General features: G+C 52.4%; 18 protein-coding genes and 1 other RNA gene. 11 read left to right on the forward strand and 8 right to left on the reverse strand.

All coding sequences use genetic code 11. The features are described 5' to 3' along the window. Window positions 1-203 precede the first annotated feature (203 nt). A complete protein-coding gene (gene dapB / locus ACG1BZ_RS19560) occupies window positions 204-1019 on the reverse strand; it encodes a 4-hydroxy-tetrahydrodipicolinate reductase (protein WP_413663273.1) in 816 nt (271 codons plus the stop codon). Between the two features lie 232 nt (window positions 1020-1251). On the opposite strand from dapB, the gene ACG1BZ_RS19565 reads away from it, so the two are divergent. Then, a complete protein-coding gene (locus tag ACG1BZ_RS19565) occupies window positions 1252-1701 on the forward strand; it encodes a hypothetical protein (RefSeq protein ID WP_282931315.1) in 450 nt (149 codons plus the stop codon). A 125-nt stretch (window positions 1702-1826) separates the two neighbouring features. Here the strand turns inward: ACG1BZ_RS19565 and dnaJ are convergent, their stop codons facing one another. The 3 genes from dnaJ to grpE form a co-directional block, all read right to left on the reverse strand. Next, a complete protein-coding gene (gene dnaJ / locus ACG1BZ_RS19570) occupies window positions 1827-2951 on the reverse strand; it encodes a molecular chaperone DnaJ (protein WP_282931314.1) in 1125 nt (374 codons plus the stop codon). 228 nt (window positions 2952-3179) lie between these two features. After that, window positions 3180-5126, reverse strand: a complete 1947-nt coding sequence (dnaK, locus tag ACG1BZ_RS19575; protein ID WP_413663274.1) for a molecular chaperone DnaK — start codon at window positions 5124-5126, stop codon at window positions 3180-3182. Window positions 5127-5249: 123 nt separating this feature from the next. After that, window positions 5250-5870 carry a nucleotide exchange factor GrpE gene (gene grpE, locus ACG1BZ_RS19580; RefSeq protein ID WP_413663275.1) on the reverse strand — a complete coding sequence of 207 codons (621 nt, stop codon included), beginning with the start codon at window positions 5868-5870 and terminating at the stop codon, window positions 5250-5252. Window positions 5871-6098: 228 nt separating this feature from the next. Here grpE and recN point away from each other — a divergent pair, with 228 nt between their 5' ends. Continuing rightward, window positions 6099-7766, forward strand: a complete 1668-nt coding sequence (gene recN / locus ACG1BZ_RS19585; RefSeq protein WP_413663276.1) for a DNA repair protein RecN — start codon at window positions 6099-6101, stop codon at window positions 7764-7766. 281 nt (window positions 7767-8047) lie between these two features. After that, window positions 8048-8647 carry a 1-acyl-sn-glycerol-3-phosphate acyltransferase gene (locus ACG1BZ_RS19590; protein ID WP_413663277.1) on the forward strand — a complete coding sequence of 200 codons (600 nt, stop codon included), beginning with the start codon at window positions 8048-8050 and terminating at the stop codon, window positions 8645-8647. A 50-nt stretch (window positions 8648-8697) separates the two neighbouring features. Here the strand turns inward: ACG1BZ_RS19590 and fur are convergent, their stop codons facing one another. Next, complete coding sequence (gene fur / locus ACG1BZ_RS19595) at window positions 8698-9108, reverse strand: ferric iron uptake transcriptional regulator (RefSeq protein ID WP_282931309.1); 411 nt, start codon at window positions 9106-9108, stop codon at window positions 8698-8700. Window positions 9109-9386: 278 nt separating this feature from the next. Here fur and ACG1BZ_RS19600 point away from each other — a divergent pair, with 278 nt between their 5' ends. Beyond that, window positions 9387-9731, forward strand: a complete 345-nt coding sequence (locus ACG1BZ_RS19600; protein WP_413663278.1) for an outer membrane protein assembly factor BamE — start codon at window positions 9387-9389, stop codon at window positions 9729-9731. Here ACG1BZ_RS19600 and ACG1BZ_RS19605 read toward each other — a convergent pair. After that, window positions 9728-10081: an RnfH family protein gene (locus ACG1BZ_RS19605; protein WP_413663279.1), complete on the reverse strand. Its 354-nt coding sequence runs from the start codon at window positions 10079-10081 to the stop codon at window positions 9728-9730. The two genes, ACG1BZ_RS19600 and ACG1BZ_RS19605, sit on opposite strands and share 4 nt — an antisense overlap. Then, window positions 10078-10518: a type II toxin-antitoxin system RatA family toxin gene (locus ACG1BZ_RS19610; protein WP_413663280.1), complete on the reverse strand. Its 441-nt coding sequence runs from the start codon at window positions 10516-10518 to the stop codon at window positions 10078-10080. Before ACG1BZ_RS19610 ends, ACG1BZ_RS19605 begins: the two co-directional genes overlap by 4 nt. 190 nt (window positions 10519-10708) lie before the next feature. Between ACG1BZ_RS19610 and ACG1BZ_RS19615 the strand changes: the two genes are divergently transcribed. From ACG1BZ_RS19615 to ACG1BZ_RS19645, 7 genes are all read left to right on the forward strand, one after another. Continuing rightward, on the forward strand, window positions 10709-12127 hold the full coding sequence (locus tag ACG1BZ_RS19615; RefSeq protein WP_413663281.1) for a sodium-dependent transporter: 1419 nt from the start codon (window positions 10709-10711) through the stop codon (window positions 12125-12127). Between the two features lie 15 nt (window positions 12128-12142). Then, entirely contained in the window at window positions 12143-12622 is a 480-nt protein-coding gene (smpB, locus tag ACG1BZ_RS19620; protein WP_282931304.1) for an SsrA-binding protein SmpB, read from the forward strand. A 40-nt stretch (window positions 12623-12662) separates the two neighbouring features. Beyond that, on the forward strand, window positions 12663-14009 hold the full coding sequence (locus ACG1BZ_RS19625; protein ID WP_413663282.1) for a sodium-dependent transporter: 1347 nt from the start codon (window positions 12663-12665) through the stop codon (window positions 14007-14009). 172 nt (window positions 14010-14181) lie between these two features. Further along, window positions 14182-14571: a transfer-messenger RNA gene (gene ssrA, locus ACG1BZ_RS19630) on the forward strand. Between the two features lie 595 nt (window positions 14572-15166). Further along, a complete protein-coding gene (locus tag ACG1BZ_RS19635) occupies window positions 15167-15760 on the forward strand; it encodes a hypothetical protein (RefSeq protein ID WP_108734457.1) in 594 nt (197 codons plus the stop codon). 459 nt (window positions 15761-16219) lie between these two features. After that, a complete protein-coding gene (locus tag ACG1BZ_RS19640; RefSeq protein ID WP_413663283.1) occupies window positions 16220-16672 on the forward strand; it encodes a nucleoside deaminase in 453 nt (150 codons plus the stop codon). Between the two features lie 740 nt (window positions 16673-17412). Next, entirely contained in the window at window positions 17413-19974 is a 2562-nt protein-coding gene (locus ACG1BZ_RS19645) for a hypothetical protein (protein WP_413663284.1), read from the forward strand. A 478-nt stretch (window positions 19975-20452) separates the two neighbouring features. On the opposite strand, the gene ACG1BZ_RS19650 is transcribed toward ACG1BZ_RS19645, so the two are convergent. Beyond that, window positions 20453-21340: a LysR family transcriptional regulator gene (locus ACG1BZ_RS19650; protein ID WP_413663285.1), complete on the reverse strand. Its 888-nt coding sequence runs from the start codon at window positions 21338-21340 to the stop codon at window positions 20453-20455. Window positions 21341-21413 lie beyond the last annotated feature (73 nt).

Consider the following 21413-nt stretch of genomic DNA (forward strand, 5'->3'; position numbering starts at 1 on the left):
TGCGGGAAGCCCGCACCACTCTTCGCTGCCGACAATCAGCTTTCTTTCCAATCGAGGTTCCTCAAAGGAAGGTTACAGGGTGACCGGTCGAACGAATGTTGCCGGCCTTTTAGTTTTACCCGCAAAAATGGCGGGCAAATGAAAATCGGAAATTTCTTTCACAGCGCCCCTGCAGGCGCTGAATTTATTTACTCTAAGTAAGATTAGTTAAGGCCGAGTACATCGCGCATATCGTAGTGCCCCGGCGCCCGCGCATTCCCCTCCTCTCCCATCATCCACAGTGCCGCGCGCACGGCACCGCGAGCAAAAGAGAGCCTGCTGCTGGCGCGGTGGCTAATTTCGACCCGCTCACCTTCCGCCAGGAACATCACCGAGTGTTCACCTACCACATCACCACCGCGCACTGTCGCAAAACCGATAGTGTCCCGATCGCGGGCACCGGTTTGACCTTCGCGGCCGTAAACTGCCACTTTATCCAGGTCGCGCCCCAGAGTTTCCGCAATCACTTCTCCCATACTCAGTGCCGTGCCGGAAGGTGCATCCACTTTGTGGCGATGATGGGCTTCGACAATCTCAATATCGGCCTCTTCAGCCATTACCCGCGCAGCAGTTTCCAACAATTTAAAGCACAGGTTTACCCCGGTGGAAAAATTACTGGCGAGGCACAGCGGCACCTGATCCGCATAAGCCAATACTTTATTTTTTTGCTCGCTATCAAAGCCCGTGGTGCCGATTACAATGGGGAGATTTTTCTCCGCGCAATAGGCAGTATTTTCCACAGTCGCTTTAGGGGCAGTGAAATCAATAAGTACGTCAAAGTCTGCCTTATCGAGGCTGTCCACAATAGCGAGGCCGCTGCGGCCCAGACCGGCAACTTCACCGGCATCGGCGCCGACCAAGCTGGAGCCAGGCCGCACTATAGCCGCTGACAGTTCGGCTTTATCAGACAGGGACAAAGCCTCCGCCAACGCTCGCCCCATTCGACCACCAAATCCCGTCACCGCCACTTTTACCGCCATCACAGCACTCCAGTCCAAATCAATAAGGTTCTGGATTCTACAACGCACCCGGTAGAGCGCATAGATACCAGTAAGCCAGTATTAGCATGTCTAAAAATCGCTAGTCACTCCGCAAAAGTAAAACAAAAAGAAATATCCACATATTTTTAAATTACCAAGAGGATACTTGCGCAAAAAGCGATATCAGCGGCCACTGCTACGCTTTACTGTGAGGGGTAAATGGAGCGCCAACATGCGACTGATGATCCTGTCCAACCATCTACCACACATCATGGTGGTAGTGATCTCTCTGAGCCTGGCTTTTGGCAGCACGCCGGCATCTGCCCAGCAGCAAAATGCCAATCCAGACTTTTGGGAGAAGTATGATGATATTACCGATTGGGTGACGCTGCGTTTGCAGCTCACCCCGGGACAGGAAAAAACCGTATTACCCATTATGCAAAAAAGCTTCGCAGAGAAAAAAGCGGTGCTGGAAAAATACGGATTACTCAGTGGTGAAAAGGTCGCTCTAACCCCCAAGCAACGCGGCGAAATTGGCGCTCAATTCGCAGCTATCAGCCTGGAAACACACAAAGAATTGGAAGGTATTTTAAATAAGGAGCAACTGCGCAAAGCGCAAAAAATCCAACAGGAATTCCTGAGTGAATTCGCAGCCCGCTTGAGAACCAAAACGTCCCAATAGAAGGCATTCCATTGGGGGGATAAAACTCACCCGGAAATAAAAAAGGCCCGAAAGCTAATGCTCTCGAGCCTTTTTAAATAGGCAACCCGCAAAACAATTTAAGGTTTTGCCGGTGCTAACAGCGATTAAAGCTTCATATCACCAAAGAAGTTTTTCACTCCTTCAAACCAACCGGTCTGACGCGGTGAATTTTTCTTTTCGCTGAGGGTATTAGAGAACTCTTGCAACAAGTCTTTTTGCTTGCCGGACAGGTTCACCGGTGTTTCTACCACAACGCGACACAGCAGGTCGCCGGTTGCACCACCGCGAACCGGGGAAACACCCTTGCCACGCAGGCGGAACAGCTTGCCGGTCTGGCTTTCCGCAGGAATCTTCAGCTTCACTTTACCGTCGAGAGTCGGCACTTCCAGCTCACCACCGAGGGCAGCGGAAACGAAACTAATCGGCACTTCGCAGTAGAGGTTCTTGCCATCACGCTGGAACAGATCGTGCTCTTTTACCACTACCTGTACATAGAGGTCACCAGCGGGGCCGCCATCGGGCCCGGCTTCACCTTCACCAGACAGGCGAATGCGATCGCCGGTATCCACACCGGGCGGTACCTTAACGGACAGGGTTTTGGTTTCCTCTACGCGACCGCGACCGTGACAGCTGCCACAGGGATCGGAGATAGTGGTACCGCGACCGCGACAGTTGGGGCAGGTTTGCTGAACAGAGAAGAAACCCTGCTGCATACGCACCTGGCCAGCACCACCACAGGTGCCACAGGTTTGCGGAGAGGAACCGGGCTTGGCCCCGGAACCGCTACAGGTACCACAGGCTGCCAGAGTCGGAACGCGAATCTTGACCGTGGTGCCGCGCACCGCGTCTTCCAGGTCCAATTCCAGGTCATAGCGCAGATCGGAACCGCGAGCAGGGCCGCCGCGACGGCCACCGCCGCCACCACCGAAGATATCGCCGAACACATCGCCAAAAATATCGGAGAAGCCACCGAATCCACCAGCGCCGCCACCGCCCATCTGGCCTTCCACACCGGCGTGGCCAAACTGGTCATAAGCTGCGCGCTTCTCGGAATCCGACAAAACCTCGTAGGCCTCATTGGCCTCCTTGAATTTGTTCTCAGATTCCTTGTCATCGGGGTTACGGTCCGGGTGAAACTTCATTGCCACCCGGCGGTAGGCTTTTTTCAGCTCTGCATCCGAAGCGCCGCGCTCGACGCCGAGGACTTCGTAATAATCGCGTTTCGACATAAAACTATGTTCTCTGGTCCGGCATCAAGAACGGCCAAACTCTCTTTCTACTTCTCGGTTTCTAACTAAGCTCCGCGAACGGAGCACCACCAAAACTGCGAAAACTCGGCAAATATTGGCGGATACCTGAAACAACACAGGGCGCGGGCCTCTGAAAGTAAGGCGCCGCGCCCCTGAAGTTCTCCGGCGGCCACTTTAAAAGCTGCCGCCGGAATTGCAAGCGAACGCTTACTTAGCTTCTTTTTTGTCGTCCTTAACTTCTTCGAACTCTGCGTCTACCGCGTCGTCGCCAGCGGAGGACTGCTGCTCGCCCTGGGCGCCAGCACCAGCGGCACCTTCAGCACCAGCGGCTTGAGCCTGCTCGGCGTACATCTTCTGGGCAACCGGACCAGAAGCTTCTGTCAGCTTGGTAGTTGCAGCTTCCATAGCGGCCTTGTCATTGCCTTTAACTGCTTCTTCCGCTTCGGTAACAGCCGCTTCAATAGCTGCCTTCTCTTCAGCGGTAGCTTTGTCGCCAGCTTCTTCCAGAGTCTTCTTAGTCGCAGAAATCAGGCCGTCGAGCGTGTTGCGAGTCTGCACCAGCTCTTCGAACTGCTTGTCCGCTTCGGCATTGGCCTCAGCGTCCTGAACCATCTTATCGATCTCGTCCTCGGACAGACCGGAGGAAGCCTGGATCACGATGGACTGCTCTTTACCAGTGGCCTTGTCCTTCGCGTGTACGTGCAGGATACCGTTGGCATCGATGTCGAAGGTTACTTCGATCTGCGGCATGCCGCGCGGTGCCGGTGGGATATCGGCCAGGTCGAAACGCCCCAGGGATTTGTTCTGTGCAGCCTGCTTGCGCTCACCCTGAACCACGTGAATGGTTACCGCAGTCTGGTTGTCATCCGCAGTGGAGAAAACCTGGGACTTCTTGGTGGGGATAGTGGTGTTCTTGTCGATCAGCGGAGTCGCAACGCCACCCATGGTTTCGATACCCAGGGTCAGCGGGGTTACGTCCAGCAGCAGTACATCTTTAACGTCACCGGACAGTACGGCGCCCTGGATAGCAGCACCCATGGCAACGGCTTCGTCGGGGTTAACGTCTTTGCGCGGCTCTTTGCCGAAGAATTCGGTTACTTTCTGCTGAACCATTGGCATACGGGTCTGACCGCCTACCAGGATCACTTCGTCTACACCGGAAGCGGACAGGTCGGCATCTTGCAGAGCGATTTTTACCGGCTCCAGGGAGCGGGTAACCAGCTCTTCTACCAGGCTTTCCAGCTTGGCGCGGGTCAGTTTAACCACCAAGTGCTTGGGACCAGTGGCGTCTGCAGTGATGTACGGCAGGTTGACTTCGGTCTGCTGGCTGGAGGACAGCTCGATCTTGGCTTTTTCTGCAGCTTCTTTCAGGCGCTGCATTGCCAGGGGGTCACCTTTCAGGTCGATGCCCTGGTCTTTCTTGAACTCGTCTGCGAGGTATTCGATCAGTCGCAGGTCGAAGTCTTCACCACCGAGGAAAGTGTCACCGTTGGTGGACAGTACTTCGAACTGCTTCTCACCGTCTACGTCGGCAATTTCGATGATGGAGATATCGAAGGTACCACCACCCAGGTCGTATACCGCTACAGTGCGGTCACCGCCCTGCTTGTCCAGGCCGTAAGCCAGTGCAGCGGCAGTCGGCTCGTTGATAATACGCTTAACGTCCAGGCCCGCAATGCGGCCGGCGTCTTTGGTGGCCTGACGCTGGGAGTCGTTGAAGTAAGCCGGTACGGTAATTACTGCAGCTTCAACTTTCTCGCCGAGGAAGTCTTCCGCAGTCTTTTTCATTTTCTTCAGGACTTCGGCAGAGATCTGCGGCGGAGCTTTTTTATCGCCTTTCACTTCTACCCAAGCGTCGCCGTTGTCAGCTTCAGTGATGGTGTAAGGAACCATCTTGATATCTTTCTGGACAACGTCGTCTTTGAATTTACGGCCGATCAAACGCTTAACCGCAAACAGAGTATTTTGGGGATTGGTCACCGCCTGACGCTTGGCAGACTGACCTACCAGAATTTCGTTGTCGTCAGTGAAGGCAACAATAGAAGGTGTAGTGCGATCGCCTTCGGCGTTTTCGATTACACGCGCTTTGTCACCATCCAGTACCGCTACACAGCTGTTAGTGGTACCCAGGTCGATGCCGATAATTTTTCCCATCTGTAAAATCCTCTTTTGATGCGCGCTGCCAGCTCTGTTCTATTTACACCGCGCGAATAATTCTTGATGTCAGCTATATTGGTGCCGGCCGCTAAATTTCAAGGCCGCTTTACACTTCTGCCGTTACGGCGCTTTGCTGACCACCACCATGGCCGGGCGAACCAGGCGGCCATTGAGGCGATAACCTTTTTGAAACACATCCAGAACCGTGTTCGGCTCCACCTCGCCGTTGGGCACCTGGGTCATAGCCTGGTGCAGCTCTGGGTCGAAGGGCTCACCGGCCGGATCGACAACTTCCACAGCATTTTTCGTCAGGGTTTCAACGAAAGATTTGTGGGTCAGCTCGATACCTTCTACCAAGGCCTTGTTGGCTTCGTCGGCCGTATCGATCGTCGCCAGTGCACGCTCGAGGTTGTCCACTACAGGCAGCAAGTCCTGTAGCAACTTCTCTACCGCAAATTTGCGCGCTCGCTCGATATCCTGTTGCGCGCGGCGACGGGCGTTCTGCTCTTCCGCCTGGGCGCGCAGGGCCATATCCTTGTGCGCTGCCAGCTGCTCCTGCAACTTGATAATTTCCTCGTGCAGGGCATCGGCACCTTCGGCCTCTTCCCGCAGGGCTTCCTCGGCAAGTTCGCTTTCTATAGAGGAAGGGTCTTCAATCTCTGCTGAAACGCCCTCTTCTGTAGCTGGTGCGTGCTCCGCCCCCTCTTTAATCTGATCTTCTTCGCTGCGCTCTCTGGCCACTGCTTTCTCCGTCGCGTCGACTCTGTCAGTAATGTGAGTTGAGCCCGTCTCTCGGGCACTGGAGCCTATATGGGGACATCCCCGCACAGTTCAAGTGGTTTTTCGCGCTAGCGCACATCCTCAGAGTAATGTGGCCCCGCCCCTATAGCTAACCGGGAACGAATACTGTATAAATAACCACTAATTGGGCCGGGCGCCCGCCGATTAGCAAGGACACAAGCGATCTCTATGCTGCTGCATCTGTCTATCAGCCAATTCACCCTGGTGGACCAACTGGAGTTGGAGTTTGGTCCCGGTACCAGCACCCTGACCGGCGAGACCGGCGCGGGTAAGTCAATCACCTTAGATGCCCTCGGCCTGGCGCTGGGCGGTCGCGGCAGCGCTGAGCTTGTGCGCACCGGCGCCAATCGCGCCGATATCAGCGCCACATTTGATATCGCCGAGCACCCCAGCGCCGCCAGCTGGCTTGAGTCCCAGGAGCTGGACGCCGGGCAGGAAGTCATTCTGCGCCGCACTATCGGCGCCGACGGCCGCTCCCGCGCCTATATCAACGGCCAACCGGTCACTCTGTTGCAGCTACGCGCCCTGGGCGAGCAGCTAATCGATATCCACAGCCAGCACGAACACCAATCCCTGCTGAAGAAAGAAACACACCTGCGCCTGCTGGATGAATACGCCCAGGCCCAGGATCTCGCCGCAGAGACCCGCAGCCGCTTCAAAACCTGGCGGGATCACTATCGCCGTTATCGCACCCTGGCCGACAGCGCCGAGGAAGCCGAAGCCCGCCGCCACTTGCTGGAATACCAGCTTAAGGAACTGGATCAGCTGGGCTTGAGCGAAGGGGAAATAGAGTCCCTCGAGAGCGAACAGCAACAGCTGGCCAATGCCGGGGAAATCCTCAGTGGCAGCTACCAGTTGGCCGCTTTCTTGTCAGGCGGTGAGGGTGATATCGCCGAACAGCTGCACCGCGCCCTGCAACTGCTGTCCTCCATGCCCGGGCAGGCTCCGGCCTTAGTGGAAGTGGCACAGATGCTCGACAGTGCGCGCATCCAGGTGGATGAGGCCGCAGCCACCCTCTCCCGACACATCGATCGCTTCGAGATGGACCCTGAACGGCTCTCCGAAGTTGAAGACAGGCTCAGCGCCATCTACCAGGCGGCGCGCAAACACCGAGTCCAACCACAGGAGCTGCCGGCACTACAGCAACAGTTACAGGCAGAGATGGACGATATCGGCAGCCCAGATGCCCTGGAGCGCCTTGCCGCAGATTGTGAACAACTGGAAAAGCAATATAGAAAAGTTGCCGGCAAGCTCAGCAAGCTGCGCAGTAAAGCGGCAACTTCGCTGGCGGAGGCCGTAAACGGCCAGCTGGCCGACCTGGCCATGCCTCACGCTCGAGTAGAGCTATCACTACAAGAGCTGGATACGCCCAATAGCCAGGGACTGGAAGAAGCGGAAATATTAATTTCCACCAACCCGGGCCAACCGCCTCGTCCCCTGGGCAAGATTGCCTCCGGCGGTGAACTCTCTCGGGTCAGTCTGGCAATCCAGGTGGTAACTGCGCAAACCTCCCGCACCCCCACCCTGGTATTCGACGAGGTGGATGTGGGTATCGGCGGTGCCACCGGTGATGTGGTGGGCCGCCTGCTGCGTCAACTGGGAGAAACCCGCAATGGCCGCAGCGGCCAGGTAATCTGTGTGACCCACCTGGCCCAGGTAGCGGCGCGAGCCCACCGCCAATACCTGGTGGAGAAGCACAGCGATGGCGAAAGTGTTTTTGTGGCACTGCGCGAACTCACCAACGGCGAGCGCCGCGAAGAAGTGGCGCGCATGCTCGGCGGCGCCCCCACCGCCCAATCTCTGGCTCATGCTGAGGAAATGCTGGAGAGAATTTAATCCCCCAAACCCTTCTCTCGGGCTGGCTATGGAGTCAGCCCTACCTCCTTCATACGATTCCGGCGCCAAATGTCACCAAAGGACAAAAATGGCGTATTTTGGTAAGCAATCTTATACCGTAGATCAATAAATGACCGCCACACAATCCGGTATACCACCCCTTTCGTCGGATATATGTGCCGATTTAGGACAAACGCACAAATATGACTGGGAGCGGCGGCTAAAGTCACCATATACTTGGCGGCTTATTTTTCGATGTATGAGTAGTCCCGGCCGAGGTTATGCAGAGAACGATTTTCAACACCCCTATTGTCACCCCAATCCTCCGCTTGGTTGCACGGGTGCTACTGAAGTTGCACGGCTGGCGTGTCAAAGCTGACGAGCAGTCTCTCAAACTAAAGCAGTACGTATTGATCGGCGCCCCCCATACCACTAACTGGGATGGCTATTACTTTATTCTCGCCGCACTCAAACTGAAGATGACCCCGCAGTGGATGGGCAAAGACAAGCTGTTTACCTTCCCGCTGGGTGGCCCCATGCGCTGGTTCGGAGGTATCGCCGTAGACCGCAGCAAAGCCAACAACCTGGTGGATGCCACCGCCAGGCAGTTCAAACTGCGCAAAGAACTGGTTATCGCTATTCCCCCCGAGGGCACTCGCGGTTTGGCGGAACGCTGGAAGACCGGCTTTTACCATATCGCCCGCAACGCCAGGGTTCCGGTGGTGCTGGGCTATATCAGCTTCCCCAAAAAAGAAGTGGGCATCGGCCCGATAGCGCAATTCAGTGAAAACCTGGAAGCCGAGCTGTTGAAGCTCAAGGAATTTTACGCGGATAAAATTGGCAAGTTCCCAGAGCTTTACACCCCACCCTGCCAGTCGTAACACCCAGCGTAAGCATTTGAAGGGTGCGGTGAATACCGCACCCGAAAGAATCACTTCTCTTTTTCTGTCACATACAGAACCAGGCTATGGCCAGTCAGCTCATAGCCGTGCTCTTCAGCGATCTGGCGCTGTAGCTCCTCAATCTCTTCATTGTGGAACTCGATAACCTTACCGGTATCCGTGCACACCATGTGATCGTGGTGATCGCCACGGTCCAGCTCGAATACGGAGTGGCCGCCATCGAAGTTGTGGCGCACTACCAGGCCCGCGCTCTCAAACTGGGTCAATACCCGGTACACAGTAGCTAGGCCGACATCCTCTCCCGCCTCCAGCAACAGCTTATAGACATCCTCAGCACTCAAATGCTGCTCACTAGTGCTTTCGAGCAATTGCAGAATTTTCACCCGCGGCAGAGTGACCTTGAGGCCAGCCTTGCGCAATTCCTGGTTTTCGTTCGACATGTATCAATATTTCCCGGCAGGATTTTAAAAGTTATCCGAAGTTGCCCAAACCCACAGCGGCCATTTATAAAGGATTCCGACCCTGGAGTCCCGTCTGTCAGCGAGCCAACTCTTCAGGTATTATCCCATGCCCTACGGAGTCAGAGAAACCCCGTACTGCTCACTTAGGGCAGAACTGGTAAGTGGAGGAACTTTTTTTCTCCACTTGAGACTAAACTGACTGTTTGTAAGAAATCAGCGTGAGCGCTGCCGTTTGAAACCGAATAATGGAGCAATGAATGCCGCCTAGTCTGAGATTTCTCACTATCGCCTTCCTGTGCAGCTTGCTGGGAGCTTGCACACTCGTAAAATTCCCCGGTGTACACCGTATTGAGGTGCAGCAGGGCAATATCATTACCCAGGAGATGGTGGATCAGCTAAAGCCAGGGATGACGCGACGCCAGGTACAGTTTGTTCTGGGCACTCCGCTGCTGGAAGATACGTACAACCCCAACCGCTGGGATTACGTCAATCGCCTTCGCGACAAGAAAGGCAACATCACCCAAAAGACCTTTAGCGTTTACTTTGATGAAGACTCCCTGGTAGCCACCAGCGGCGACTGGCAGCCCACAGGCTGGCCCTAAGCGGAAGTCCCCTCGGCGCCTTTCTTCTTCTCAGCCATACGCTTGGCTTTCTCGGCGCGCTGCTTGCGCGCCTCTTTGGGATCGGCGATCAAGGGGCGATACACCTCAACCCGGTCCCCGGGTTGCAGGACATAACTTTCCGCCGGCGGCAGCCCCTTACTCCCCAGCACCTGGGCAAAAATACCCATCTTTGCCGTATCCGGATCGACTTCAGGATACTCCTTGGGAATTCCCGAGCGAATTAGCGCCTCCCGCGCAGTGGTACCCTCTGACACCAACAAACGCATTAATCGCTGTTCGTGGGGCAGTGCGTACACCACCTCCACCGAGATTGTTTTCTCTTCTGTCATTGGGGTTTCCCGTAAACTTCTTCCGCGCGCTCACACATAACCGCGACCATCTGGTTGGCCAGGTCACTGAAAATTTTTCCCGCAGCCGCCGCGATCAATCGATTTTTCATCGAAAACGAAAGGGTAAAACTAACTTTACAGGCATTTTCAGCCAGTGGAGTAAATTCCCACAGTCCCTCGAACTGCTCGAAAGGACCATCCACCAGCTTGAGCGTCATCGACTTGGGACGCACCAACTGATTTCGGGTTACAAAGCTCTGCTTTATACCCGCGCGCGACAAATCCAGGCGCGCCTCTAAAGTAGTGTCATCGCTGTGGATAATCTCCGCAGCGCGACAGCCGGGTAAAAATTGTGGGTAACTGGCCACATCGTTGACCAGATCAAACATTTGTTCCGCGCTGTACATCACCAGCGCACTGCGTTCTATTTCAGTCATTCCTACTGTCTAACCCAGTCCATCAGGCAAAATTACCTGGGATTACCGTTGAACGGCTAATTTTGCCAGTCGGCGCTACTCAAGCAAGACAATTCCTGCAACAATCGCATTTTTTACCGGTGGGCCACACTTAGCCCCAGCCGCAGTAACAAAAACTACAAGCATTCAAAAAATAATAGCGAGAGTACTTATGACCGCAGTGAGAGAGCATTTTGGGTCAAGGCTGGGCTTTATCCTGGCCGCAGCAGGTTCCGCCGTCGGTATTGGCAACCTGGTCGCATTCCCTGTAGCAGCCACCAAGAGCGGGGGCGGCGCCTTCTTACTGGTCTACGCTCTCTTCGTATTTCTGATCTGTCTGCCTGTGATGATGGCCGAACTCGCTATGGGACGCCGTTCAGATAAAGACCCCGTCGGGGCCTATCGGCAGATATCCAAGGGCTCCACGCTGTGGAGTATTCCCGGCTGGCTGGCCCTGATCACGCCATTTATGATCGCGGTTTTTTATCTGGTAGTTACCGTATGGGTAATGGGATACCTGGTAGAGATCTTCTCCGGCAACCTGGATAAGCTCGCCACCCCGGATTTCTTTATCCACTTTATCAATACACCCACGGTATTTATTTACCTGGTTGTCCTGATGCTGATCATCAATGCCATTCTCGCTATGGGCGTTAAAGACGGTATCGAGCGGGCCGCAAAAACCCTGATGCCCATGCTGTTTGTCATGTTATTGGGACTAGTGTTCTTTGTACTGACTCTGGATAACGCCGCCCTCGGTTTGCAGTACTACCTGGTACCCGACTTCAGCAAAATTGATGGCAACGTAATCAGTAAAGCCATGGCCCAGGCCTTCTTCTCCCTGTCTCTGGGAATGGGCATCATGATTACCTACGGCTCCTATATGAAGAAGAAGGACTCCATTCCCGGTTCTTCCCGTGCCGTTGCGATTACTGACACATTGGTAGCCTTTACTGCTGGCCTGCTAATTTTGCCGAGTATTTTCCACTTTAACCCGCAGATTGATCCGACAGAGCTGAGCGACTCGTCCGCCGGTATGATCTTCCTGTTCCTGCCGAAGATATTCCTCGCTTTGCAAGACGGAATCGGCTACATGGGCGCCAGCGCCGTAGCGGCCATCTTCTTCTTCCTGGTACTGGTTGCCGCCATTACCTCACTGGTTTCCATTATCGAGGTGCCTATCGCCACCCTGCGCGACGAGCGCAACATGGAGCGTAAGAAGGCCATCTACATCGTTGCGGCAGTTCAATTTGTACTGGCCATCGCTTGCGCCGTATCATTCGGTATGGCCACTTGGTTTACAGAGTTTGTACAACTGGCCGGCGCAAACAAGTCGTTCTTCGATTTGGTGGAGATCATCTTCTACGACACCATCCTGCCTTTAAACGGCCTGCTGGTATGTCTGTTCGTGATCTACAAATGGAAGAAATCCAATTTTGATAAAGAGCTGCAAGAAGGTGACAGCAACTTTGCAGGCTCGTTTTCGCAAAAATACGTTAACTTCTCCCTGGGCACTTTTATCCCATTGATACTGCTGCTTATCTTTATCAATACCGTGGCCCTGAAGTTTTTTGGACACAGTTTTATATAGTCACTCGTAGTTTTCATGGCCAAGAAAAAGAAAGCACAAACATCCAATACCATCGCCCTCAACAAGAAGGCCCGCCACGACTATTTCATTGAAGAAAAGTTTGAGGCGGGCGTTGAGATGAAAGGCTGGGAAGTCAAAAGCTGTCGGGAGGGCAAAGCCCAACTGACCGACAGCTATGTCATTTTCAAAAACGGTGAAGCCTGGCTGCTGGGTGCCAACATCCAGCCGCTGCCCAGTGCCTCCACCCACTTTGTTACCGAGCCCGACCGCACCCGTCGCCTGCTGCTCACCAAGCGCGAACTTTCCAAGCTGATCGCCGCTGTTGAGCAGAAGGGCCACACCGTGGTTGCCACAGCCATGTACTGGAAAGGGCATCTAGTGAAGTGCGAAGTCTGCCTTGCCAAAGGTAAGGCGAGCCATGACAAACGCGAGACTGAGAAGAAGCGCGATTGGAACCGCGAAAAGCAGCGCCTAATGCGCTCGGCGCACAAATAGTGCACAGTGAACTATTAGAAGAATAATTACGGGATTTACCATGAGTGCACCGCGAGGACAGTTCAGCTCGAATATTGGCTTTTTGATGGCCGCGGCGGGTTCCGCCGTTGGTCTCGGCAATATTTGGGGCTTTCCAACCAAGGCTGCCAGCAACGGCGGCGCCGCCTTTGTAGTCGCCTACTTATTTCTAGCCTTTGCGCTCGCCTATCCGGCCCTGATGGCCGAACTCACCATCGGCCGCCACGCGCGCCGCAATATGGTGCAGGCGCTGCGCTCCATTTCCAACGGGCCCATCAGCCGCTTTTTCGGGGGCCTGACCGGCTTCGGCGGTATCCTGGTGGCCTCCCTGATCCTGAGCTTCTACGCCATTGTGGCGGGCTGGATGGTGGCCCACCTGGCCCAACCTTTCGCCAGCCTGTTCGGCGCCCAAGAGGCGGCCCAGTGGTTGGCCGGCAACAGCACCGATCGCAATATGATCATGACCGCCATCTTCAGTGGTCTTACCATGCTGATTATCGCCAGTGGTGTTGAGAAGGGGATCGAGCGCTGGTCCACCCTGTTGATGCCATCGCTGATCATCCTGTTATTGCTGTTGATCTGCTACGTACTCACCCAGCCCGGCGCCCTGACCGGCCTGGAAGTGTACCTGATGCCCAACTTCGACCACTTCACCCCGGATCTGCTAATTTCCGCCATGGGCCAGGCCTTCTTCTCCCTATCCCTGGGTGTAGGCACCATGCTGATTTACGGCTCCTACCTGAGCCAGCAGGAAAGCCTGCCGCGCCTCGGCGCCCTGGTAACCCTGATTGATGTGGGCATCGCCTTCACAGCGGGCTTGCTAATCCTGCCCGCCATGTACGTAGCCCAGGAAGCCGGTACCCAGATCTTCTCTGCCGACGGTTCCCTGATCGCCGGCCCGAGCTTGATTCTGCAAGTGCTGCCAGCACTGTTCGACACCATGGGTGAAGCCGGGATATTCGTCGCCATCGCCTTCTTCGCACTGATGGTTATCGCCTCCCTCACCTCCTCCATTTCCATGCTGGAAGTGCCGGTGGCCTTCTCTATCGAGAACCTGAATATCCCCCGCCGCATCGCCACCCCGATCGTTGGCCTGATCATCTTCGGCGTGAGCTGCGGCATCATCTACAACTTCGACGCCCTCTTCGGACTGGCAGTCAGTATCAGTACTGAATATGGCCAGCCCCTGCTCGGCATTGCACTATGTATCTTTGCCGGCTGGATCTGGCGCCGCGACCAGCTACTGAGTGAGCTCAAGAAAGGCCATGAAGATATCGAAAACACCCTGTTCTGGAAGATTTGGCCCTGGTACGTGCGCATCGTCTGCCCACTGCTAATCCTGACCGCTTTCGTACAGTCCATTCGCTAAACTGATCTCCCCCCGGCGGTACCTCACCGCCGGGAACTCCCTTCCCACCTAAGCCCTCCCTCAAAGCGCCTGACTAAAGCGACTCTGATCGCTCAAATGCCAATTACATAAAATTTATTGCTAACGTGAATTTTGAGGTATACTTAGGTGACACACATGAGTGTTTCTTATCGGGGATGACTTGGATTCGACGCCGGTTACGAAACCTTGGGTGCATGCCGAGATGGCAGCGAATCTCGTAAATCCAAAGCTGTATTTTATTAGTTGCCAACGACGACAACTACGGTGCCCAACTCGCTGCGTAAGCAGCTTGTGAAGCGCTAACTAAGGGTTCGTCCCTTAGCAGTCTTCAGCAAGGTTCCAGTATCGCGCTGTAGACTGTTATACAGAACTGGATCGCCGCAAGCCATACCCGTGGGTAAGCGGTTAAACAAATTTCGGGATCGCCCTATACGTCCTGACCGCCGGGCTGTAATGGGTTAAATCAATAGACGGAGCTAAGCATGTAGAGCCTCTGGCAGAGTGCTGACGGACGCGGGTTCGACTCCCGCCATCTCCACCAAATTGCTGTCTCAGACAGCCCACGAAAGCCCCGCAAACCTAGTGTTTCCGGGGTTTTTGCTTATCTGGACCATCCCAATTAATCTAACCCAAATCCAGCCATTTTTAGTGGGGTTAATTGCGGGGGCGAGCAGGTTTGCGCCACTGCCCCACCAAGAAAAAACACCTGGCAGCAATTGCAGACCCTACTGAAATCGGGCGCCTACTAACTGCCATAGACGACCCCAATAGTAAGAGCAGCCCTAAAACTACCCCCTCTCTTACTCTGCCCGCTAGAGAATTGCGAAAACTTGAGTGGACGGAAATCAATTGGGATGCCAAGCACATAAAACTGCCCAACGAAAAAATGAAAATGGGCCAGCCACACATTAACCCTCTTGCTAAACAGGCTCTAGCCCTGGTCACTGGGCTATGACAATGAAACCATGACCGCCCCCGGCTTCCGTGCAATGGCCCGTACTCTATTAGACCGCGACACTCGGCAGATTTAATTTAGAATTCGCGTTTTCATCAAGCAAAAACCTGAATGTGGCACATTCATCTCAAATCAGAGAGGTGGAACACATTCTTCAATGGATTTACGAGGATAAAGGGATATGTCCATCAACGAACATGCAACCAAGATACAGGTGAGTCGACTGGTTAACACCGCTCTGACAGCGATTAAGGATAAAGATCCGAGATTTGATCAGACTCTGGTTCGCACCCTGGATCAACTTAACTTAATCAGCCGGAACCTGAATACCGCCAAACATAACGTACAGCACTTTGCTGGAATGATGGCGAGCGGCGCTCATGGACAAAACGCCTACCGAGTCAATCAATCCATGAACTCGAAGCTGAGAACCCTTTCATCACTTGAAGCCTTCCTCGCAGAAGAGTGGAAAAAGCTTGGTAAAGCAGTTGACGCATATAGGACACAGCTACCATGGGAAGGCAAGACCGAATTGGAACTCCTGGATATGCTTGCGGGAGAAATCGAGTCGTTCGATAAATTACTTAAGAAAAACGTCATTCAGGTTCCAAAGCACCAGACCAACCCACACCAAACGATGACCCTTCAAAGAGAAATCACGCAATTAAAGGCAATACCCGCTCATACAGCGCCAAGTATGCTTGTCTTAATTTCCATCGGCCTTCGTTTATTTGCAATGTACGTCGGCTCTAAAAGAGTGAATAGCAATAGATAATCTCGATTTCCCTTTCGGCAGCTCGCTAGGCGCTGGACGTTTTTCATCTGACAGGCTCAATGCCTGTCGGAACCTTCTAAATAAGCGGGGCAAATCAAGATTGTGTTAGGAATACCCATATTTCTACCCATTAACCTGGTTAAAACAATACCTTAAAAAAACCACTTAGCCACTCACCCCATAAAGAACAAAGCCTCACCCATCGATCATGTGATGCACTCCTTACAATACTCACGAGCTGCACCTATACACGAGAGAAAGGTTTATCAACAATCAAGCAGGCTGCTCGCCTGTTGACACCGATAAAGGTTTTTTCATATCAGTAAGAGCCATCACTAGTCGAAAAATACAAACCTATTGGCAATAGTCTTCGCCGTCACCTTAGCTTTCATTAATGTATCAATAAAGCTATTCACTCTATACTTCAAGCATCCTTAAAAATTTAAATAAAGGACTGCCATGAGCAAGTCTGAGCACGAAGCGTTTATGCAAGCAGCCATTGAGGAAGCGCGCAAGGGCTTGGCCGCAGGAGGTGTTCCCACCGGCTGTGTAGTAGTGCGTGATGGAGAAATTATCGGCAGAGGCCACAATCAGCGTATCCAACAGGATAGTGTTATCAAGCATGCTGAAATGGACGCATTGGAAAAGACTGGAAGGTTACGAGCGGTCGAGTATCAAAAGTGCACGCTTTATACGACTCTTTCGCCCTGTCCAATGTGCAGCGGAGCCATACGTTTATACGGTATTAGGAATATTGTTATCGGTGAAAACAAAACCTTTCAGGGAGATGAACTGTTACTCAGATCTGAAGGCATAAGCCTAACCATCCTAAATAATTCTGATTGCATTAGTCTTATGAATGAATTTATCCAGCAGCACCCTGAGATCTGGCATGAAGATATTGGCGAGTAAAAACATCGAATTAAAGTGGGGTTAACTAAAAAACAATAAAAGAATTATTACTGTACCTAGAGAATGAGCATTCAATACCTCGGTTTTATGGATGCCCTGCCGTTAAAGCCTCACTACAGAGTAAGCTAGAAATACTTAGTGAAAAGATACCCCGGCTAACACAGAGCCGGAATTCGCTAGCTCAGTTTATGGGCGAACTCCTATCAGATAGAGTTGAGATTTTTTCTTTTATCATTTAGACCAGAGTCATGCAGGTTTCCCACCATGAATATCATGCCGCATCGCATTTTCACCGCCACTAAAAAGCCCAGTCTTATCCGTCTCTTCAAAATCTGATAACAGCTTTTTGGCACGTTATTTAGCCCTCTCCTTCCTCCGCTTTTCATATCCAAGGGAACGTTTTTGATCTGTCACACAATACTCATCCAGTAGCAAAAACCTCAAGAGCTATTGATAAAGCCTTTGCTGCTGCAATAGTCCCGTAACTTTTCACCGAAAGGCTTCATTTAGAACATCTCAATAACGGCGCAAAAAATGTTATCAAACAAAAGACATCAATATTTTCCCTCATAATGCCTTCGACCTTGTTGGCTGGTGCCCTTTTGAAGAGTAACTTAGGACGGGTGGCAATTTTCTAGTAGGCCTGATGTTCGATTGCCGCATCAAAGAGGGCTCGTGGTGTTACCCGGCCACTCGCCTTTTCAAAAAAATCAAACTAATGAATATTACGGAGCATCATCATGGAAGAGACTCTCACACTCTCTCCCGACAGCCTGCAGCGCCGCCTCAAAAAGCAAACCGCGTCCCTCACACTCTCTCCTGACGACCTGCAGCGCCTGCTAGGCAAGCAAGCCTCACAATTAGATAGTTCGACCTCTCTCTCTTTCGAATTCACGCCAACATCTCAAACAGACCCACTGCGACGTGACCCCGTCCTGAGCAACCTATTGCAACATGAAGCTCGCATGCTCAAGTGGCTCGGTGAATCTGAAGGCAATGCACGCCAATTTGCGCTCGACCCAATTTCGACCTTTCAGCGGGTATGCGACCCGAACCCCGAGCTGGTCGAGGAGCTGCGCGGCCTGTTTGACCGAGAAGAGCCAAGCGACTTAATTGAAGAAGAAATTGAACAGCAGCAAGGTCTGCAAGAAGTTGAATCCTCGCCAGATCCAGACCTTTCGCAAGGCTGGGATTTGATCAGTGCCTCGACTCAAGGAGCGGTCAACAATTGGATTAGCGAGCTCTTCGAAGGCGACTCCGGCCAATGGTCATTCAGCGGAAGTGTCGGCAAGGGCCCCGCCAAGGTTCGCTACGAGTTCGCATTTGATTGTCCCGCCTTCATCGCTCCCGAAGACCTAAAGGCGACGCTCGACCTGCCCATCACAGGGTTCATCAAGTTCCCAGGTATCACAAGCAACATCGAAGATGCGCAGGGCCAAAGCCCCGGTCACGCCCGGCTCGTTCTTGACCTAGACAAAATGCAAGCCAGCGCCAGCATCAACCACTATGGGCAAGTCACCGTGACCATCAAGAAGCCCAACTGGGACATGATGGAACTTGACCTCAGCGATATTCAACTTTCAAAGTCGATCAAGGGCCTCGACATTACCGACGCGATGAAAGGAGCAGTCGACCAACTCATCTCAAGTTTTGATTGGCCCATCAAGTACACGGTTGCTCAACACACCCCCCTGCCCGCCGGGAACCTGGATATCGGGGTGATGTATACAGCCTTTGATGGCGACTCCGACTCAAACCTGTTCGGACTTGGGATATGCCGTGGGAATCGCCAGCCAATAGACGCGCTTCTACCACAGACTGTCCCTAGCAACTGTACATCCGCACTCATCGTATCCAACGACATCATATTGACTTCGGTGGCCGCGGCGATTGCTGAAGCAACACCACTGACCTCATCGCAGCTGACGGTGACCGATACCTACCCCGAAAAAATGTACCTCAACACAGACGTCGAGGATGTGATTGAGGGTGCGCATATCAAAATCAAAGAAAACAACCTCCAAGCGGCGTTCAACAACGACGGCGATCTTGTTATCAGTGCCGACATCAGAGTGAAGCGTGGGGCCATGACCCTGTGGGTCTACCAAACCCTAAAGCTCTCTGCGACGATAAGCTTCAACGCCTACGACGATGTGCTCAACATTCAGGTGAAAACAAAAGCGAAGCTCCCCTTCTGGTGGGCATTCGTTCCGCTTGGCTGGGTCATTCAATTGATCATCTCAATTTTGAGTTCGAAGAAAGGGAGTGTCGACATCGCGATTCCCGGCTTCCAGGTCAAGAAGACGAATTCGCCCGCCTATCTCCAGGTTGGCGGTGACTGGGCCTATATGCCAATCAAGCTTCATTCCACCCCAATCGCGCCTCCGAATATTCAGATGATGCACATCAATCAGCAGCTGGATGAAAACGGCGGAAGGTTCCGGTTTGACTTCAGCAGATACGGCTCAGAAGTGACGAGCTTCATCGTTGCCGCCACCTACTGGTTCTTCAAATACGAAGGAGGTACGGACCACCAAACTCAAACGCTGGGCCTGTCGCTCACCCAGGTCCACAACAAGAATGCCGTCCTCACCGTCACTCCTGACGCCACCCTATTCGGCCAGAAGAAAGGTTTAAGCCCCTCAGACTCCCAATTGACATTGTCTTGCATCGCAGTGGTCGACGGCCCCAAAGACGGTGTGATCCTACCGAGAACCATCACCGATATCCCCGATGAATCAACCAGCCAATACATTCCCCTCGATGAGCCAGAGGCTTATGCTGCCCTGGGAGGCTGGGCGTGCGAGTACCACAAGGACAACGACCCGAGCGAACCCCCAAAGTCACACCACGTTCGCACCATTGAGCTCGATGCAACCACCGCGGTTCCTAACAACTACGAAGTGGGTATCCAATCGACTGCACAGATGCACGATGACTCAGGCAACAATGCCATCGCATCGATTGATGGCAATCTCATTGAGCTGAGCAAGAGCCCCCCTCTGATCGCAAAGTACGTGACAAACCTCCAAAAAACGAGTGATGACGTGTATGTCGAGATGGGCCAACCCATAAGCGACGCGGTAGTGTTCCTGTCTGGCTATCGCGTCCACTACGACAGCAGTGACCACGACATCCGGCAAGTCGGCGGAGGTTCGGAAACCTACTCCACGTCAGGCTCGCAGGTCATACTGCACAATCCACACGCACTGATCGGCGACGGCGACTCGGGGAACAGCAAGCACACTCAAGAAAACAGCGAATCACACGTGTCGTTTCTAATTATCGCAGTACCGGAGTAAATCGCGCGGTTGCTCGGGTGGCCATTGCACGCCCGGGCAACCCATGCGATACCTGGCGACCGCTAGGCTGGTATTTGGTGGCACTCGACTGCTAGGGAGCCTCTGAATAACTCCGTAATGCCTCTGCGAGTCTTCAAGGCCAGCCCTTCGGAGCTTGCAGAGTTATTCAGAGGCTCTCTAGACATTCTCAAGAGGAAGGTTTACTCGTATCAGTAGCAGCTATCTATTCAGGTTGGAGTATCAGCCTAAATTTACACAATAATTTACCACTTTCTACCGGATAACTGATTAGGCTCCCCCGCATAATAAAGTTTTTGATCATCGCTATCCTCAGTGACATTGCGAAAGCAATCCACATTTATCTATAGCTTCTTTATTAATCATTCTAAATTTAAGGATGGTAAATAATTGATAATGCTTTTACATTTATATGCGAACTGCTAAAGGACTTCTGGTCGACTATAAGATCGAATTAAAATCAGCAACTTTTAATTTGATAATTTTTTACCATATCGAACAAAATTTTTGAAAATAGCTTGACTGAATTATTCTGTGCTTTATTACCTACAGTTAAATAAAGAGACACTGTATAGGAAAATCCATGAATCATATCAATTTTACATAGCTCATTTGACTGAACATCCTCGGCAACCATATGCACCGGCAACCTGCCATAACCTAGCCCCCCCTTTACAAGGCGATAGGCCTCGTTCAAGTTGGAAACGGAGCATTTCACATTTGGCGAAAGCCAACCGAAAGAAACATCCATCGACCCGGAGTCTGCTACTAGAACTTGAGTCTCTCTCTTCAGTTCATAATAAGAAACATTTTTTTGGTTAGATAAGCTATGTTCTGGGCTACACACTAAGATAAATTCAACATCTAGCAATTTATCACTTAAGAAACCGGGGGGTGGAGTCATACCGATACATAAATCCACCGCATTATTAAGAAGTAACGCATTAGTTCCAGACATCGCTTGCTCCTTTATAGACAAGCGGACATTTTTTTGCTGGCTGTGAAACAATTTCAAAGTAGTATCGAGAATACTCTTTGGAAATGAAGTATCTACTGCAATACTCAACGTAGCTGCCGCCCCCTGTTTTAGCTGGCCAGCTAGATTCTCAATGTCATAATGTTGCCTCAATAACACCTCAACTTGCTCACTCAAAAGTAAACCGGCATGATTTAATTTGGTTTTCCTTCCATCTTTTTCAACCAGAGTTAAACCTAGGGTATCTTGAAGTTCTTGTAGCGTATAACTAATTGTGGATTGACTCTTGCCAAGTTGATCAGCAGCTTTTGATACTGAGCCTTCCTTCCTTAAAGCATCCAAAGCTTCTAACTGTTCGAGCGTGGTTTTCACGGAAGTACACCATATATCGATAGATTCGATCCATATTATCTTTGCCGTAACTACTAAGCAAACATGATGTAGG

Origin of the sequence: Microbulbifer sp. CNSA002 (assembly GCF_047324085.1) — a bacterium.
In the GTDB taxonomy this organism is placed as follows: Bacteria; Pseudomonadota; Gammaproteobacteria; order Pseudomonadales; family Cellvibrionaceae; genus Microbulbifer.